13 protein-coding genes and 1 pseudogene are annotated in these 18,131 nt (G+C 35.2%); 11 read left to right on the forward strand and 3 right to left on the reverse strand.

Features of this window, described 5'->3' with window-relative positions; translation table 11 throughout:
* Positions 1-73: 73 nt before the first annotated feature.
* The 10 genes and pseudogenes from DX009_RS01050 to murI form a co-directional block, all read left to right on the forward strand.
* Positions 74-829, forward strand: a pseudogene (locus DX009_RS01050) (outer membrane beta-barrel protein); the annotation flags it as partial.
* 202 nt (positions 830-1,031) lie between these two features.
* Positions 1,032-3,326: a TonB-dependent receptor gene (locus DX009_RS01055; protein ID WP_245944555.1), complete on the forward strand. Its 2,295-nt coding sequence runs from the start codon at positions 1,032-1,034 to the stop codon at positions 3,324-3,326.
* A gap of 716 nt (positions 3,327-4,042) precedes the next feature.
* Complete coding sequence (locus tag DX009_RS01065) at positions 4,043-5,425, forward strand: DUF6242 domain-containing protein (protein WP_115082726.1); 1,383 nt, start codon at positions 4,043-4,045, stop codon at positions 5,423-5,425.
* Positions 5,426-5,474: 49 nt separating this feature from the next.
* Entirely contained in the window at positions 5,475-6,167 is a 693-nt protein-coding gene (gene porG / locus DX009_RS01070) for a type IX secretion system protein PorG (protein WP_040595448.1), read from the forward strand.
* A gap of 61 nt (positions 6,168-6,228) precedes the next feature.
* Complete coding sequence (locus DX009_RS01075) at positions 6,229-6,975, forward strand: isoprenyl transferase (protein ID WP_115082727.1); 747 nt, start codon at positions 6,229-6,231, stop codon at positions 6,973-6,975.
* A gap of 12 nt (positions 6,976-6,987) precedes the next feature.
* Complete coding sequence (locus DX009_RS01080; RefSeq protein WP_115082728.1) at positions 6,988-9,606, forward strand: BamA/OMP85 family outer membrane protein; 2,619 nt, start codon at positions 6,988-6,990, stop codon at positions 9,604-9,606.
* Between the two features lie 62 nt (positions 9,607-9,668).
* Positions 9,669-10,187: an OmpH/Skp family outer membrane protein gene (locus DX009_RS01085; protein WP_115082729.1), complete on the forward strand. Its 519-nt coding sequence runs from the start codon at positions 9,669-9,671 to the stop codon at positions 10,185-10,187.
* Positions 10,188-10,256: 69 nt separating this feature from the next.
* The gene (locus tag DX009_RS01090) at positions 10,257-10,760 is read left to right on the forward strand and encodes an OmpH/Skp family outer membrane protein (protein ID WP_006043781.1); all 504 of its coding nucleotides are present in this window, start codon (positions 10,257-10,259) and stop codon (positions 10,758-10,760) included.
* A 171-nt stretch (positions 10,761-10,931) separates the two neighbouring features.
* Complete coding sequence (locus tag DX009_RS01095) at positions 10,932-11,441, forward strand: OmpH/Skp family outer membrane protein (RefSeq protein WP_006043782.1); 510 nt, start codon at positions 10,932-10,934, stop codon at positions 11,439-11,441.
* A gap of 4 nt (positions 11,442-11,445) precedes the next feature.
* Positions 11,446-12,288, forward strand: a complete 843-nt coding sequence (gene murI, locus DX009_RS01100; protein WP_115082730.1) for a glutamate racemase — start codon at positions 11,446-11,448, stop codon at positions 12,286-12,288.
* Positions 12,289-12,822: 534 nt separating this feature from the next.
* On the opposite strand, the gene DX009_RS01105 is transcribed toward murI, so the two are convergent.
* A complete protein-coding gene (locus tag DX009_RS01105; protein ID WP_115082731.1) occupies positions 12,823-13,686 on the reverse strand; it encodes a LicD family protein in 864 nt (287 codons plus the stop codon).
* A gap of 21 nt (positions 13,687-13,707) precedes the next feature.
* The gene (locus DX009_RS01110) at positions 13,708-14,655 is read right to left on the reverse strand and encodes a lysophospholipid acyltransferase family protein (RefSeq protein ID WP_115082732.1); all 948 of its coding nucleotides are present in this window, start codon (positions 14,653-14,655) and stop codon (positions 13,708-13,710) included.
* A gap of 447 nt (positions 14,656-15,102) precedes the next feature.
* On the opposite strand from DX009_RS01110, the gene DX009_RS01115 reads away from it, so the two are divergent.
* Positions 15,103-15,990 (forward strand): DMT family transporter, encoded by an 888-nt coding sequence (locus DX009_RS01115; RefSeq protein WP_115082733.1) that lies wholly within the window; start codon positions 15,103-15,105, stop codon positions 15,988-15,990.
* Positions 15,991-16,155: 165 nt separating this feature from the next.
* Here DX009_RS01115 and DX009_RS01120 read toward each other — a convergent pair whose 3' ends face one another.
* Entirely contained in the window at positions 16,156-18,129 is a 1,974-nt protein-coding gene (locus DX009_RS01120) for an LTA synthase family protein (RefSeq protein WP_040595334.1), read from the reverse strand.
* Positions 18,130-18,131 lie beyond the last annotated feature (2 nt).

Here is an 18,131-nt window from a genome sequence, read left to right on the forward strand (position 1 = left end):
ATAGCATAATATACTATGAATCAGAGGATTTTTAGGTTTATAAGGGTAGACTAATTATAAAAACGATAATGTACAGATGACGCTTGCATATCGTTATACGACATTACGTCCAAGTTATTTTATGCTTAGAAATTCAGTTGAGTATAATAATCCTTATGAATATGAGGGTGGGACTCCTAATCTTTTACCACAAAAAACTAATATGTTTTCATTTTCATTAGGCTGGAATGATTTTCAAGTAATGGCAAACTATTCTATTATGAAAAATAGTACTATGTATGTATACGATAGATACAATGGAAGTGATTCCATTGCCATTTTTCATACTCAGAATATAAAAAGCAACCAAACTTTTGATATTGCTTTATATTATTCACCGATATGGTTTAAAATATGGAGACCATCATTTACAATAGATTTTACTAAACCTTTTTTGGTTTACAATAACAGTAAATATAATAAGCCCATTTATTCCTTGCTATTCGATAATATAATAACCCTGCCTAAGCATTTCCAAATAGGAGTATATATGAGCTTTAATACATGTGGGAATTTAGATACAGATTTAGCTTCTTACTCTCAGAATTTCAATTGTAACATTCATTGTGTAAAAGACTTCTTTAATGAAAAGCTACGATTAAAATTTGCAGTTAATAATTTATTTAATACAAGTCGCGAAAAGTGGAGTAAAAATACCAATAATATAATTTTAAATAAATGGAACGATGCTAATAGATGTACGTTTATCTTCACTGCAAGCTATCAGATAAATCCAACAAAAAATAAATATAGAGGGGAAAAATCAACTACTGAATTAAATAGATTATAAATGAGTATTGTATTTATAAAGCAACATAATCACACTTTGATGTTAAATTTAAGCAAACAACTAAGAATTATACTTTTGCGTAGTGAAAATAAAAAAAATATTACCTTTGCAACATCGAAAGACAAGAAAAGTTGTCGGCATATCATGATGTTTATTCAAAAATTATAATAAGACAATACATATAATAAATAATATAATGTCTATGAAAAAGAAAATTCTCACGTTGCTCATGTCTGGCTGCTATGGTATTCTTGCTGCACAAACTACGGGTACGGTAGTAGATGAAAATAAGCAACCATTACCAGCTGCAACTGTTTCGTTGTTTCGTGAAAGCGAAAATAAGATGATTGGTGGAGTGGTAACTGATATGAATGGTGGCTTTGAACTGAATACGCATGAAGGAGAGAACTATAGAATAAGGATATCTTTTGTTGGATATTCTACGCAGGAAATTAAATGCCAAAACATTTCTAAGCACCTATCGGTAGGTACAATAATGTTGGAGCCAGATAGTAAGCAGCTTAATGGCGTAACCGTGACAGTCAACAGCGTAACACAGAAAGCAGACCGACAAATTATTATCCCTAATCAGCTTCAGCGAAAGACATCAGGCAATGGTTTTAATTTGTTGCAGCATCTTCAGCTTTCACGCATCTCAGTGAATACGCTTGACAGTAAGGTAACTACCACGATAGGGGATGCCGTAGAATTGCGTATTAATGGTGTAAAGGCAGAGATACAGGAGGTGAAGGCTCTTTTGCCGGCAGATGTATTGAAAATAGAATACTATGATAATCCCGGTCTAAGATATGGAAATGTAGCTGCTGTAATTGACATTATCTTAAAGGAAAAGAAGAATGGAGGGAGCATCTCCGGAGAGTTGGTGAACACTATCAATCCTTTAGGTATAGGAGATTATCAGCTATCGGGTAATTATCATATAGGTAAGTCAAGCTTCAAGACATCTGTAAACTGGAATCGGCGTGATATAAACTGGTTACGTGAAAACATAGAGACTTTCAATGCAACGACACCCAGTATCAGGAACTATGAGATAGGGCAAAAGACAAAGGCACGATATGATAACATCAATCTATCCATAGGATACGATTACATAAATAGCGGAAACATATTGAGTGTTACTTTTCGTGATTTATATAACAATACGCCGCATGCGGTATCTGATAGAAATTCTAAACTTATCCAGGATAGCAACACATTCGATATCATGGACCGCACCAAGTCAAGGAGCAACAATCCATCGTTAGATATTTATTATCAACATGAGTTTTCCAAGGATAAGCATCTTTTCTTTGACCTGATAGGAACATATATCAATACTAAAAACGACCGTTTATATCGTCAATCTCAGGGAAATGCTGTACAAGAAATAACATCTCATGTCGATGGTAATAAATATTCGGCTATAGCTGAAGTTATTTACGAGCAGAAAATCAAGTATTCGCGGTTGTCATTCGGTCTGCGACATCAGCAGATGTACACAAAAAATGCATACGATGGAAATACATCCTCAAGTGTAAAGATGAATACAGGTGAGAGTTATGCTTTTGGAGAATGGGCCTCAAAGTTAGGGAAACTGGATTATATGGTAGGTGTAGGTGCTATGAGAACCTATGTTAGCCAAGGAAATGCAAAACAGGTAAAATATATATTTCGCCCGACTATTCTGCTGGGGTATCGTTTCAACAATTATCTGTCAATACGCTATAAAGCCTATATGGGAGGGTACGCACCTTCACTTGCCGAATTAAGCAATGTTGAACAACACATAGATATTTACCAAATACGCCGTGGAAATCCAAATCTACAGGCAGTCAGATTTTTCTCTAATGAACTATCAATTAGCGTAGAAACAAAGTATATCAGTGCAGAATGGTTTACCCGTTACAGTTATGACGACAAACCATATATGGAAGAAACAACCTACTCGAATGGCCTCTATGTTAGGAGTTATGCCAATCAAAGGGGCTTCCATCGTCTAAACTCTCAAATAAACCTAAAAGTACAACCTTGGAAGGATTATATATCCATTCAATTAGCCCCATTTGTCAATCGCTATATCAGCAATGGCAATACTTATACGCATACACATACCAATTGGGGCTTGCGTGCCAACTTAATGGGAATGTACAAGAATTGGTATGTAGGCGCCAATCTTGAGACAAGTTTTCATAGCCTGTGGGGGGAGACACTTAACAAAGATGAGAAATCACATAGTATAGTCTTTGGGTACAATAGAGAAAAATGGGGTGTAGAACTCCAGTTGCAGAACATCTTCAGTTCACGTTATGAAATGTCTGTAGAAAATCTTTCCCATCTTGCTCCTTATAATCAAATGGTATGGTCGAAAAATCTATGTAAGGTTTTCGGCATAGACTTTCATTTCAACCTGAACTTTGGAAAGCATAGCTCTGAGGTGAACCAACGTATTCATAACTCTGATACTGATGCAGGTATTGTACCAACAACGAAGTAGCAGATAAACATAAATTTACGTACAGATAAAGAGGTTTCGAAAATCCTTAAAAGAATAGATGTTATTAAATAGTCAGCCCTTAAAAGCCTAATATTCGGCTTTTAAGGGAATGACTATACTATCCGCCTTTGCCTACTATAGCGATTATGCTACCTTTGTGCAAAAACTTATGTTTGTACTTAACGAAACAAATTTTCTCGGGTTTGTTACATTCCTATAGTTACTATAAAATATCGACCGAACGATAATTGGTTCTTCCAATTGAACTACAGAAAGAATCTTACCCGGTCAAACTTTGCTCAGTTAAATTTTGAACTTGTTTACCAAGAATTGCTTTCAATGGGCAAGTAAATATAAACTATGCTTTCACACCAACTATTTATTTGTTTACTGATTATACCTATTAAGACAGAAATGAATACCTATTGTACAATCAAAAGAGCATTCACAGCTGGAATATGGGCGTAGCCACTTCGTTATTAAAGAATAGATAAAACATCAATCTTCCGATATTTCTTATCTATCAGGGACCTGTAAGATTTTTATGCGGGAATACAATGGTCATCAGACTTACGTTATTTAGATGATTAGGCATTACTTAAAGAACTTAAAAATAGGCATTAAAAACAATAATTTACATAATAAACTATCAAAAGTGAGCAGTATCTAAAGAATTCTAAGTAAATTTGCACACAATATAGTATAATTATTGTCCGATGAAACATAAGATATATTCCCTTGTGGCAATGCTAACAATGGCACTTGCACTAACATCTTGCTTTAAAGAAGAAGAAAAAGTACCAGATAATAGTTCGCAAGCCACTGCAATTGTTGCTTTCTCTATTAAGGAAGTAAAGATTCTACACGATACCGTAAATGCAGCTGGAAAAGATACTGTTGTTGTTACCAAGTATAAGCCCACAACATATAGGTTCTATATAAATCAGAATAATGGAACTATCTACAACCCAGATTCATTGCCCTATGGAACAAGAGCAAAAGCAGTGCTTACAAACATAACTGCCAAGAGTAATGGAAAAATATTTATAAGACCGCTAACCATTGGTGCAGCAACGCCTTATAAAGAGAACGACTCTATCGATTTCTCACAACCACGCATTATCGAAGTTTACTCACAGAATGGAGAATATCGCAAAACATACACCATAACTTTAAATGTACACAAGCAACGTGGTAACGAATTTAAGTGGAACACACTTAATGATAATACAAATTTTGCATTATTCGATGATGTGAAAATGGTCAGTTATAATAAAAAAATGTATGTGTTTGGCAAAAAAGGAAGTCAAACTATATGTTACTTCACAGCAGAGAACGATGGAAACACGTGGACACAAGTCCCAACAACATTCGGTGCCACAAGTTATAAAAACGTAATTGCGACTGAAAATGGAATGTTTTTGCTTGACAATGGACAAATTAAACATTCGAACGATGGAGTAACTTGGACTACGGTAAGTACTGCTCCACTACAACAATTAGTAGCTGCAGGAGCAACAGAACTGTATGCACTATCGAATAGTAATACACTTATGGTATCTAAAGATAATGGTGTAAGTTGGACTAACGAAGCATTAGATGCAAATTCTTCTTATCTGCCAACCAACGGCATTGGTTTTATATATCAACCATCGGCTACAGATAACCAAATAAGTAGAGTTACACTTTTCGGCACAAATACAACCAACAATTTCGTAGTGGCATGGACTAAACTAATTGATGGTACGAGTACATCTACAAGTTACAAATGGTCATTTGTTGAAACCGAAGTAAGTAGTGAGTTTCAACTACCTAAATACAACCATCTATCAGTGATTTATTACAACAATAAGGCTATGGCATTTGGAGTTACAGACAATGGCAAGTTTGCTCCAATTAAAGAAAGTATAAACAATGGCATAGTTTGGACAACCAATAAACATTATGTTTATCCAACAGAAACTCCATCAAGAAACTTTGCAATAGCAGCAGACAGTCAGAAATATATTTGGATTGTTTGTGGCAATAAGGTTTGGAAAGGCAGATTAAACAGCGAAGGTTGGAGTAAACAACAAACCGAATTTACAAGAAGTTATTAATGACTATAAGGCTCTATCGGGCAAACTGTCAAACTATAAAATAAAAGAAATGAAACGTATCCTTTTCTATATATTGTTCCTCTTAGCTTATGTTCCTATTCAGGCACAAGATGGTGAAGAGTACAGAATGGAATTGGGTGCAGGAATAGGAATGATGGGATACTTAGGCGACTTTAATAGTTCGCTAACAAAAAACCTTCAGCCAATGGGAACTGTATTAGCACGTTATGCGTTTAATCCGTATATGGGCTTAAAATTCAATATTTCGTATGGCAAGATAAAGGGAAAATCAAGCGATATCAAAACCTATTACCCAAAATTTGCTACAACACCTTACGAGTTTAACAATACATTAATAGATGTAGGAACTACATACGAATACAATTTCTGGCCTTATGGTACTGGAAGAGAATATAGAGGGGCGCAACGTTTAACTCCTTTTGTTTTTGGAGGATTAGGTGCTACTTATGTACAAATAAAGAACGGAGCAAAAAAATCGGCATTCTCTGCAAATGTTCCAATAGGAATAGGTGTTAAATATAAATTAGGCGAACGAACAAATATTGGATTGGAGTGGGCAATGCACTTTTGTTTATCTGATGAATTGGACGGACAAAAGGATCCATACGATATAAAAAGTAGTGGAGCATTTAAGAATACCGACTGTTATTCAACTTTACAACTTACCGTAACTTATAGCTTTATGGCTAAATGTAGAACGTGTCATAACGAAGACGAGTAAGATGTAGCTTTCCAGTTTATCGCATCTATAAATAAAGAAATAAAAACAATCTTCGAAAAATATGGTAGAAGAATTAGATATGAAACGCATTCCACAACATATTGCCATAATAATGGATGGCAATGGACGTTGGGCTACAGAACGCAATAAACCAAGATCGTATGGACATCAAGCGGGAGTAGAAACTGTGCGTCGAATAACATCAGAATGCACACGATTAGGTGTGAAATACCTAACATTATACACATTTTCTACAGAGAATTGGAATCGCCCGTCAGATGAAATAGCTGCACTTATGGGATTAGTGCTGACTTCTCTTGAAGACGAAATATTTATGAAGAATAATGTGCGCTTCCAAGTTATCGGAGATATTAAACGTTTACCTGTTGCCGTTGCCGAAAAGCTGAAAGAAACGATAGAACATACAGCAAACAACAATGCTATGACTATGGTTGTTGCACTAAGTTATTCGGCACGATGGGAACTTACAGAAGCAACAAAACAAATAGCAATAGAAGTACAAAAAGGCGAGCAGAAAGTAGAAGATATCGACGAGAATATTATAAATAAACATCTTTGTACAAACTTTATGCCCGACCCTGATTTATTGATTAGAACAGGAGGAGAGTATCGCATTTCCAATTACTTACTTTGGCAGTTAGCCTATTCGGAACTATATTTTTGCGATACTTATTGGCCAGACTTCAACGAAGCTGATTTGCATACAGCAATAGCCGACTATCAAAAACGGCAACGCCGTTTCGGAAAAACAGAGAAACAAATAGAAACAGAACAAAGAAACAAATAAGATACGCTATAAATGAGTAATACGAAAAAGGTCTTAATACTATTAGCTTTTATTCTTAGCTTTGGTTTGCAAATAAAAGCCCAACAGAAGATCGTAAATCCAATCATCTCATACGCCGCAAACCCACAAACATATAAGTTAGCTGGTATATCTGTGTCGGGAGTAGATGGCTACGAAGATTATGTTTTGATAGGAATATCAGGATTGTCTGTAGGACAGGATATAGAAATTCCAGGAACAGCTATAACAAATGCTGTAAAACGCTATTGGAAACATGGTTTGTTCTCTGATGTTTCAATCGCTGTAGATTCTTTGGTAGGAGATAACGCATATCTTCATATCTATCTAAAGGCACGTCCACGCATTTCTACCATTAACTATAATGGATTAAAGAAAAGCGAACGCGAGGATATGGAACAGAAGTTAGGTATTATGAAAGGAGGACAAATAACACCTAACATGATAGACCGTGCTCAGATACTTGCAAAAAAGTATTTCGATGATAAAGGATATAAAGATGCCACTGTGCAAATTAGACAACGCGATGATGTTACTGCAAAAAATCAGGTTATTCTTGATATAGACGTAGATAAAAAAGAAAAGAAAAAGGTACGTCATATTTTTATTGACGGTAATGAACAACTATCCGATAAAATAATAAAAGGAACTTTCTTTAAGAAGGGAGCTTTTACTAAAACAAACGAAGCAGGAAAACTTTCTACTCTTCTTAAAGCTAAAAAGTTTACTCCAGAACGTTGGACAGAAGATAAAAAGCATTTAATAGATAAGTATTACGAATATGGTTTTCGCGATGCTGCTATTTTAAAAGATAGTATTTGGAATGCAGATGATAAACATGTAAACGTATATGTTAAAGTAAACGAAGGAAAGAAATACTATATTCGTAATATCACGTGGGTGGGTAATACTGTTTATTCTACAGATTTCTTAAACTCATTACTCGACATTAAGAAAGGTGATGTTTACAATCAGAAATATCTTAATAAACGTTTGTCGGAAGATGAATCGTCTGTTGGTAACCAATATTGGGACCACGGTTATCTTTTCTATAACTTACAACCTACAGAAGTAAACATTGTTGGCGATTCTGTAGATTTGGAAATGCGTATCTACGAAGGACAACAAGCACGTATTAAACGTGTGCGCATTAATGGAAACGTTCGTATCTACGAAAATGTAGTTCGTCGTGAATTGCGTACAAAACCGGGCGATCTTTTCTCTAAAGCTGCACTAATGCGTACTGCACGCGATTTAGCTTCTATGGGACATTTCGACCCAGAGTCGGTAAATCCAGAACCAAAACCAAATTACGAAGATGGTACTGTAGATATAAACTGGAACTTAAAACAGAAATCGAACGACCAAATTCAAATGTCATTAGGTTGGGGACAGATGGGTGCTCTGCTACAATTAGGTTTAAAACTGAACAACTTCTCTATAGCAAATCTGCTGAAAAAGAATAAAGATCACAAAGGTTTCTTACCTATTGGCGATGGTGAAACTATGTCGTTAAATGCTCAAACTAATGGTAAGTATTATCAATCGTATGGTTTGCAATATGCAACAAATTGGTTTGGTGGAAAACGCCCTATTCAGTTTACATTAGGTGCAAACTTTTCTAAATCTACCGATTTAAATTCCAGCTATTACAACCGTAGTTATATGGAGAATTATTATAACTATATGTATGGTGTAGGAAATTATAATTATAATAACTACGAAAATTATCTCGATCCAGATAAATACATTCAAATATGGGGTTTCTATGCTGGTTGGGGTAAACGTTTAAGATGGCCAGACGACTATTTCCAGTTGTCTTTACAATTATCTTACCAACGTTATATCTTAAAGAATTGGCGCTATTTCTTTGTAATGTCTAATGGTACAGCCAATAATTTAAGTTTGAACATAACGCTCAATCGTAGTTCTACCGACAACCAACTATATCCACGTACAGGTTCCGAATTTTCTGCCTCGTTATCAATTACTCCACCATGGTCTAAATTCGATAAGAAAGATTATAAACATCTTGCCAACGACCGTTTTTCAGCAACTTATCAGGAAGAACAACAAGAAAAATACCGTTGGGTAGAATATCATAAGTGGAAGTTTAAGGCACGTACCTTTACTGCTCTCAATAATGGCAACAAATGTTTCGTGCTAATGACGCGTATAGAATTTGGTTTATTAGGAAGCTACAACAAGTATAAAAAGAGTCCATTTGAAACATTCTATATGGGAGGTGATGGTATGAGTGGATACTCTTCTAATTATGCACAAGAAACTATTGGTTTACGAGGTTACGAGAACGGACAACTTACACAACACGGAGAAGGTTATGCTTACGAACGTATGACTCTTGAACTTCGTTATCCATTCCTTTTGGGTAATACCACCATTTATGGTCTTGGTTTTGTGGAAGCTGGTAATGCGTGGACAGAAACTTCTAAGTTTAATCCATTCGATGTAAAACGTTCTGCAGGTATAGGTGTACGCATTTTCCTTCCAATGGTTGGTATGATGGGTATCGACTGGGCATACGGTTTCGATAAAGTATTTGGAAAAAGAGGAGGAAGTCAGTTCCACTTTATATTGGGACAAGAATTCTAACAACTTAACAATGCTACTCTTTTAGCGGCAGCATACATAAATAACAAGAAAAGATATTAACAATGAAAAAGTTTATTGTACTATGTCTGATGGCTGTAGCGTCTATTGCAGCCCATGCACAGAAATTTGCACTCATAGATATGGAATATTTGCTTAGTAATATTCCAGCTTACGAGCGTGCCAACGAACAATTAAATCAGGTTAGTAAGAAATGGCAGGCAGAAGTTGAAGCACTTAACACCGAAGCTTCCACAATGTATAAGAATTATCAGAACGAAGTTGTTTTCCTTTCGCAAGAACAGAAGAAAAAGAAACAAGAGGCTATTATGGCAAAAGAGAAACAAGCAGCCGACTTAAAGCGTAAGTATTTTGGACCAGAGGGCGAACTTTTCAAAAAACGCACCAGTCTTATTACACCTATTCAAGACGAAATATACAATGCTGTTAAAGATGTTGCCGACCAACGTGGTTATAGTCTTGTAATCGACCGTTCAAGTTCTACTTCTGGCATTATATATGGCTCTCCAAAGGTAGATATTAGCAACGAAGTATTAGCAAAATTGGGTTATGGTAACCAATAATAGTTGAGAGAGAAATAAAATAAAGTAAACAAAAATAGAAATTTACAAACAATTAAAACACAAAAGAATATGAAAAAGCTTATTTTAATGTTGATGCTCTGTGCTCCTATGAGTTTATTTGCACAGAAATTTGGTCATATCGATTCACAAGCTCTCTTGCTATCATTGCCAGAAGCTACTAATGTTCAAAAAGAATTAGAGGCTAAAGGTAAGGAATACGAGAAACAACTTACCGATATGCAGACCGAATTGCAACGCAAAGCAGAGGAATACGACAAAACAAAGAGTACAATGAATGCCACAAAACAGGCTGAAACTGAAAAAGCTCTTCAGGATATGTACACTAAAATTCAACAAACTGCTCAAGACAACCAGAAGGCTTTTAACGAACAACAACAACAAAAGTTGGGTCCAGTACTCGATAAAGTACGTAAAGCTATCGAAACTGTAGCTAAAACTGGTGGCTATGTTTATATTATGGAAAAAGGTGCTGGCCAACCATTGTATATTAACGAAGCCATTAGCAAAGATATTACTGCAGAAGTTAAAGCTCAGCTTGCTAAAATGAAGTAAGATATAAGAATGTTTGCGGCTTATGCTGCAAACTCTTATTAATAAAGTGGGCGTCTGCCCCATTATTATTTTCCAGAGCCATTAATGCTTTATGGAAAGAGTAAGACTACCGCAAAAACTTTGTTCTTGCTGTGGTCTTTTTTTATATAACAAAAAAATAAGTATGCAATTATGATAAAAAAAATCTTCGTTTGTCTTGCATTTGCCGTCATTACAATTACGACAAATGCACAAAACACACTAAAGTTTGCCTACTTCAATTATACCGAAGTGTTGAAATCTATGCCCGAATATGCTGCAGCTACACGTAGTATTAACGATCTTCGTGCAAAATACGATGCAGAAACAACAAGGTCTGAGAACGATTTTCACACTAAATACGAGGAATTTTTAGAAGGACAACGCAACTTTGCACCATCTATATTAAAAAAACGACAGGCTGAATTGCAAGAATTGTTAGACAAAAATATTGCTTTTAAAAAGGAAGCTGACCGACTAATTGAACAAGCCGAACAACAAATATACGCACCAGTGCATGCAAAACTAAAAAAAACAATAGCTAAAATGGCACAAGAAAGTGGTTACGCTTTTATTCTAAATGCCGATAATAATGCACTGCCATACGTAAACAATATGGTTGGCGAAGATATAACTGTTGCTTTAAAAACTGCCTTGCAATAAAAGTATGAACAAATTGCTAACACAAACACCGGGTCCAATAGGAGTATTCGACTCAGGATATGGTGGACTTACTATATTAAAAGCTATTCGCGAGCTACTTCCGCAATACGATTATGCTTATCTTGGCGATAATGCTCGTGCGCCATACGGTACACGTTCGTTCGATATTGTATATCAATTCACCCGTCAGGCTGTATTAAAACTATTCGAAATGGGGTGTCAGTTGGTAATTCTTGGTTGTAATACTGCTTCGGCAAAGGCTCTTCGCAGCATTCAGCAAAACGATTTACCAAAAATAGACCCACAACGCAGGGTACTTGGTGTTATTCGTCCTACAGCTGAAATAGTAGGAAAGCTTACCCAAACAAAACATATTGGTATTCTTGCTACACCGGGAACCACAAAAAGCAATAGCTACAACATTGAAATAAATAAACTTTGGCCCGAATTAGATGTTACGGGAGTAGCATGTCCGTTATGGGTTCCTATTGTTGAGAATAATGAAGCTACAGGAGCTGGGGCAGATTATTTTGTTAAAAAGAGAATTGACCATATTTTGTGGTTAGATCCCGATATTGATACTCTAATTTTGGGCTGTACTCACTATCCTATTTTAATGCCAAAAATAAAACAATATGTTCCTGACGGCATAAAAATAGTATCGCAAGGCGAATATGTTGCAGAAAGTTTAAAAGACTATCTAACACGTCATACAGAAATAGATGCTCGCTGTACAAAAAATGGAACTGCACACTATTACACCACCGAAAATGCCGAAAAATTTAAAGAGGTTGCACGCATATTTGTAACCAATGATATTGAAGTGGAACACATAGATTTAGAATAACAGATGGGTGTTTCTTGTAAGCACCCTCTTTTTTGTTCTATATCCGCCCGATATACATTTGCCATAACACATTTTACCTCATAAAAACAAACTATACCTTTACTTTTTCTCCAGAAAATAAATATAACCAATAATGCAAAACAAATATAATTAGCCCATAAATCAAAGCCAACTCAATGGGCTACGAAAGGTATTTTTGTTCAATATGTTCATTATTTTTTTGCAGATGTGTTTTAATACTGAGCAAAGTAATTTACTTTTAACAAAAGTAAGGAGAGTATTGCCAGAAATATGATGACACCATAGCGAATAAAACCTATCAATATTTAACACCATAAAAAATACTCTGCTTAATTTATAATAAAAAATTAGAAAAACATAATTATACTTTTCAAATTTCTTATTATTGTTTCTCCATTTTGTAATTACAAAATATTTACTCCCCAATTTAAAACAATAATTGGTTTATAACATTTCTTGCCCCTCCTACTTGCCTTTTGTTTCTTATTAGCTCTTATAAATGAAATCCAGAGTTTACGACTTCTTCATTGAAGCAGAGCCTTTATAGTTTTTATACGGCAATTTCATATCCATATAGCGAAAATTCTGTGGAGGTATATCGTTTGGTAGTTCCATATAATTGCCATAACAATAAGAAAGATATGCATCGGGCTGCGCTACTCCCATAAGTTCAACACCTTCAAACATAATAGGTGTGGGTGTTCCATAAACTTCTTTTGGAAGTATACCTCGTTCGGGGCGATTGTCGTGGTCGGCTGCCAATTTACTATTTATATAAGAATATTGCGACTGAATTTTAGTGAGAACACGGTGTATTTTTTGTGGCGAAAATATTTTTTGTAGTGTTTTATAAAACAAGCAACCTATGCCTTTACCGTGTTTGTAGGGGTCGCGCTGCGAATAATAAAGTAGTTTGTTTACAAAGTTATAGCGCATATAATGGAACTTACAGGCAAGTTTGTTATCTGTAATTCCGTCAATAGGAAATACATCTACAGGAATACCACCTAAGAAGTTGAAACTACGGCGTAAAATATAAGTAGTTCGTTTGTCTTGTATGCGTGCAAATTGGTATGGATAATGGCAATTCTTCTCATAATCTACAAGTTCATACTCTTTAGGCAACCATTCATTAGCGTGTTTCAACAGAATTTCATAGTCTGGACGTGGCAATGCAACATCTGCATCATCGTCCCATGGAATAAAACCTTGATGACGTACAGCACCTAACATTGTGCCAGCAATCATAAAATATTGCAAATTATGCTCTCTGCAAACTTTATCTATGGCTTTTAAAATGCCCAATATAATGTGTTGCATTTCTTTTGTTTCCTCAGGACTTATGCGTTTTTCGTCTTTCATTTTTGGCATATTCATACTTGTTATAAAACTGTTGAATTAGTTTGTTTGTTTCTTTCTTAATACTTTTCCATCTACAACTTCCCACTTTTCGTTAAATTCTTCTCGTGTTCGCTTCCATCTGTTATGACTCCACAGATAGTAGCAAGGAGCATTTTTAATATTTTCTTCGAGCATTCGGAAGTATATATCTGTTATTTCAAATTCTGAAGTTTTGGTTAGACAATCGGTCATAAGTTTCATTTCGCATTCATAATATCCGCGTTTAGGTCTACGCATATATCCGTAGAAACTTACCTGATTAGTATGTCGAATTATACGTTCGGCACCTGTAAGCACAGGTGTATCGTGATGAAGAAAATCTACCCAATGATGTATATTCCACCAAAGAGGTGTTTGGTCTGCAATATATCCCACAACAATCGACTTACTATTGCGTTTAAAGCTTATTATTTTTCGTAACGATTCTTGCATTGGAATACAGAGAGCGTTCTGTTTTTCGCGTACCTCTTTAAATAGTTTGTCTATGGTTTCATTCTCTAAAGGGTGATAAAGTTCGCAACATTGCACGTTGTTTGGTATCCAATAAGGAATAGATGTTATCCATTCCCAATTGCAATAGTGCCCTAAATACACAGCACATGAGCCACCATTTTTCAGCACTTCGTTGAATTTTTCCATTCCCGTAAATTTCATTCTTTTACGAAGTGTGTTAGGCGACATTGTCATTAGCTTAATGGTTTCTACAAGATAATCGCAAAACCAATGGTAAAATCCTTTTTCTATATTGCGCAATTCCTTATCTGTTTTGTCAGGAAAGCTTTCTCTAAGGTTTTTCCTAATTACCTTATGGCGGTATTTCACCACCTTTGCAACAATAAAATATAGACAGTCGGACAATATAAAAAGAATACGAAATGGCAACAGCGATAGGACGAACCAGAAGCTGTATGCAATTCCGTAGAGTATTTTATTTTTAATCTTCATTCTGTGTTCTGTTTGTTTATACGTAATATAAAGGCTGCACCTGCCATATACGTTATCAAACAAAATTATACGAGTGCAAATGTAGTTAATTGGTTTGATATAACAATATATTATTTTAATAAATTCTATTATTTACTCTTATATCTTCTGTTTTTACTTACTTTCTTTGCCATAAAAGTAAAATATGCCCTATATAATAAGGTTATTGTAGAGTAACTTTGTAACTTTGCATACACAAAATGCGGCAAAGACACAATATTGTTATGCTTTTTCTACCAAATATTCGTATGTTTAAAACTACGTATAGATAGATATTAGTGTAAAATATAAGCCAAGAATAGATTTTTTTTACTATCTGCAAGGAATAAAGATAATTTAGTGCTACACAAAAAAGCTGTGAACACTATGGCAAACTGTAGCCTTATTTCTATAAAAACAAATTGTTAGATGTCAGCTACAATAAAAGGATTTTTAAATGCCAGCATATCAGGCATTACATTTGGACTAATTCCGCTATTTGCTATACCTGTGCTTTCTACAGGTATGCATTCTACATCTGTTTTAATTTATCGTTATGCCTTTGGTTGTCTTGCAATGTTGGGAATGCTTATGTTTCATCGCACACGAATGTGGCTTGCTTTTGGCGATTTCTTGCGCATATTGTTTCTCTCTCTTATGTATTCGGCATCGTCTATCACACTTATAGAGGGGTATAATTATATGGCAAGTGGCATTGCTACAACGCTATTGTTCTCTTATCCAGTATGGACTTGTTTGCTTTCAGTGGTATTTTTGCACGAACAACTATCTGCAACCACAGCCATTTCTATTGCAATTGCAGTTGCTGGTGTGTTTTTCCTTTCAGGAATACTTGATGGTGGTGGCAGTATGAAGGGAGTAACCGGATTGTTTTTGCTTCTTGCTTCAGGGTTTCTTTATGCTGTTTATATGGTAACATTCCCACGAATGCGTATTCGTAAGATGCCATCGCTAAAACTTACATTCTATATTTTCTTTTTTGCTATGCTCATACTTACTTTATATGGCACTTTCACTATGGGACATATAGATATTATAGAAACGCATAGCCAACTTCTCCATTTATTCCTGTTAGGTTTAATTCCTACAGCAATAAGTAACATAACGCTTATTATTTCGCTGAAACAAATAAGCAGTACAATGGCAGCTGTGTTAGGAGTATTCGAGCCTCTAACGGCTATGTGCGTGGGAATACTTATTTTTGGCGAACCAATAACGTTTCCTATCGTAATTGGTTTTGTGCTTATTATTGTCGCTGTACTCATTTTAGTGGTTAGCAAACGTAAAACAGGTTAAAGATATTAAGAAATCACGTTCTAATACTAATCCACTAAGAATAGGAAACAAAAATAAAGCCGATAAAGGTTTCTTTATCAGCTTATATATTCATAATAACTTAGTGTTGTCTCTTTATTACAACAAGACATGTTGTTTGTGGAATTTTCTAACCAAATACAGCACTTATCTAAGTTCGTTATTTACCATGCGGTACATATATTGGTAAATAATAGCCTTTAGTTCTTGTTCCATTTGTGCTTGTTCAGGCACTTTCCCCAGAAGATTGTGCTGCATTAGCAAGTCTTTCAAACTATAAATGCCTGTTACTCTATTTCCATCAAACTGCATTGTGTAGCCATTTTTTGTGTATTGATACACACCGTTGATGTAGTTTAGTGCATAAGTTTGTTGTGGAGGAGTATTTAAAAGGTCGCAACCAAAAGAGAAGTAGGGTTTGTTATAGCCTAAAATTCCAAATATAGTAGGCATAATATCTATTTGTTGTGCTATACCAGCACGCATTCCAGGCTTTATTTCGCCCGATGGATCGTAAAGAATAAAGGGCGCACTAAATTCTCCAATATCAGTTTTATATTGTTGATGATTACTTTGGTTAGTATGGTCGCTTACCAATATAAATATAGTATTTTTAAACCAAGCTTGTTTTCTGGCAGTTTCAAAGAAACGTCCGATAGCCATATCAGTGTAACGAATACATTTATGAATAGGTAACTGTTCTTCTTTTAAGCTGTCTTTGTATTTATCTGGCACTACAAATGGGTGATGACTCGAAACAGTAAACAGCGCAGTCATAAAAGGTTGCTTCATTTCGCTCATCTTTGCACAATAATATTGCAAGAAAGGTTCGTCCCAGATGCCCCAATTTCCATCGAAATCAGCATCACCGCCGAAGCGTTTATCTTGTGCATAATCCTGTCTGCCATAATATTTTTGGAAACCTATTTTATTGGCAAAAGCAAGAAAACCCATAGAACCACGATTAGCACCATGAAAAAATGCAGTTTGATAGCCCCAACGAGAAAGATATCCTGGAATTCCAGTGTAATCGTTCATTGATGCGGGAGTTAGAATAAAAGGTTCTATGAACATTGGAATACCACACAACGAAGATGGCATTCCATCTATACTTTTATGTCCGTTTGCATACGAATATTCAAATACTGTACTTTCTTTAATAAGCTTATCTACGTTTGGCGTATAACCTTTGTAGTGTCCACCTTCAAGTTGTTTATTATAAGCACCAATATATTCGCGTCCAAAGCTCTCTACAATTAGTATAACAACATTCTTTTTATTGGCTTTTACATTTGCATTGGGAGTATGAATGGGCGTAAAATATTTTGCAGCATTATTAAGTGAAGCGAAAGTATTAGGCACTTTAAATATACTTTTACCAATGGTTCTCATTAAAGCAAAAGGAGTATTCAGCACCAATGCACATTCAATAGGACGTTTTACATATTCGTTGGCATTGCTAATTGTAATAGGACGCACTCCACTTTGTAATCCGCCACGTGCTCCACCCACACAAAATACAGTTGCAAATGCCAAAGATAGGAAGTTTATTCCTACAAACTGCCATCTATTTTTGAGAGTATTGAAGTGGAATATATTGCTTTTGGGCATTCTATAAAGTTTATACATACCCCACACCACAACAACGAAGACCAATACAAAATACCAATGATTTACAAGTTCGGTAACAAATATACTTCCTAAATTGTTCTCGTTATCAAACTCTCTGAAGACGCTTGTTGTAGTTCGTCGCAATGTAAATGGAAAGTAAACAGCATCGCAAAGATTTAAGAATAAGCCAATGGCATTTACAATAACAAACAACCAACGACAGAAGCGATGATAGGTGTTTGTTTCTTTAAACCAAAGTGGAAACAACATTAACAGTATATAGAGAGCATTACTATACACAATGGCTGTAGTGTCGAACATTAAACCACCCTGAAACATTCTTATTAAATGTTCAAAACTTAAGCCTTCTTTAAATAACGAATAGTTTTCTAACAAATAAGCCACGCGAGCTACAAAATAAACAATGTAAGCTAATAGTATATTAGCTACCACAGCAAACATTGGTTGCAATGCCTTAAATGCTATATTGTTTTTATTTAATGCTATCATTG

The sequence above is a fragment of the Prevotella pallens genome, assembly GCF_900454935.1.
GTDB lineage: Bacteria > Bacteroidota > Bacteroidia > Bacteroidales > Bacteroidaceae > Prevotella > Prevotella pallens.

Excerpts from the sequence above, each read along its gene's own strand:
- DX009_RS01055 (WP_245944555.1), top strand. The coding sequence starts at position 1,032 with ATGAAAAAGAAAATTCTCACGTTGCTCATGTCTGGCTGCTATGGTATT.
- DX009_RS01065 (WP_115082726.1), top strand. The coding sequence starts at position 4,043 with ATGAAACATAAGATATATTCCCTTGTGGCAATGCTAACAATGGCACTT.
- porG (WP_040595448.1), top strand. The coding sequence starts at position 5,475 with ATGAAACGTATCCTTTTCTATATATTGTTCCTCTTAGCTTATGTTCCT.
- DX009_RS01075 (WP_115082727.1), top strand. The coding sequence starts at position 6,229 with ATGGTAGAAGAATTAGATATGAAACGCATTCCACAACATATTGCCATA.
- DX009_RS01080 (WP_115082728.1), top strand. The coding sequence starts at position 6,988 with ATGAGTAATACGAAAAAGGTCTTAATACTATTAGCTTTTATTCTTAGC.
- DX009_RS01085 (WP_115082729.1), top strand. The coding sequence starts at position 9,669 with ATGAAAAAGTTTATTGTACTATGTCTGATGGCTGTAGCGTCTATTGCA.
- DX009_RS01090 (WP_006043781.1), top strand. The coding sequence starts at position 10,257 with ATGAAAAAGCTTATTTTAATGTTGATGCTCTGTGCTCCTATGAGTTTA.
- DX009_RS01095 (WP_006043782.1), top strand. The coding sequence starts at position 10,932 with ATGATAAAAAAAATCTTCGTTTGTCTTGCATTTGCCGTCATTACAATT.
- murI (WP_115082730.1), top strand. The coding sequence starts at position 11,446 with ATGAACAAATTGCTAACACAAACACCGGGTCCAATAGGAGTATTCGAC.
- DX009_RS01105 (WP_115082731.1), bottom strand. The coding sequence starts at position 13,686 with ATGAATATGCCAAAAATGAAAGACGAAAAACGCATAAGTCCTGAGGAA.
- DX009_RS01110 (WP_115082732.1), bottom strand. The coding sequence starts at position 14,655 with ATGAAGATTAAAAATAAAATACTCTACGGAATTGCATACAGCTTCTGG.
- DX009_RS01115 (WP_115082733.1), top strand. The coding sequence starts at position 15,103 with ATGTCAGCTACAATAAAAGGATTTTTAAATGCCAGCATATCAGGCATT.
- DX009_RS01120 (WP_040595334.1), bottom strand. The coding sequence starts at position 18,129 with ATGATAGCATTAAATAAAAACAATATAGCATTTAAGGCATTGCAACCA.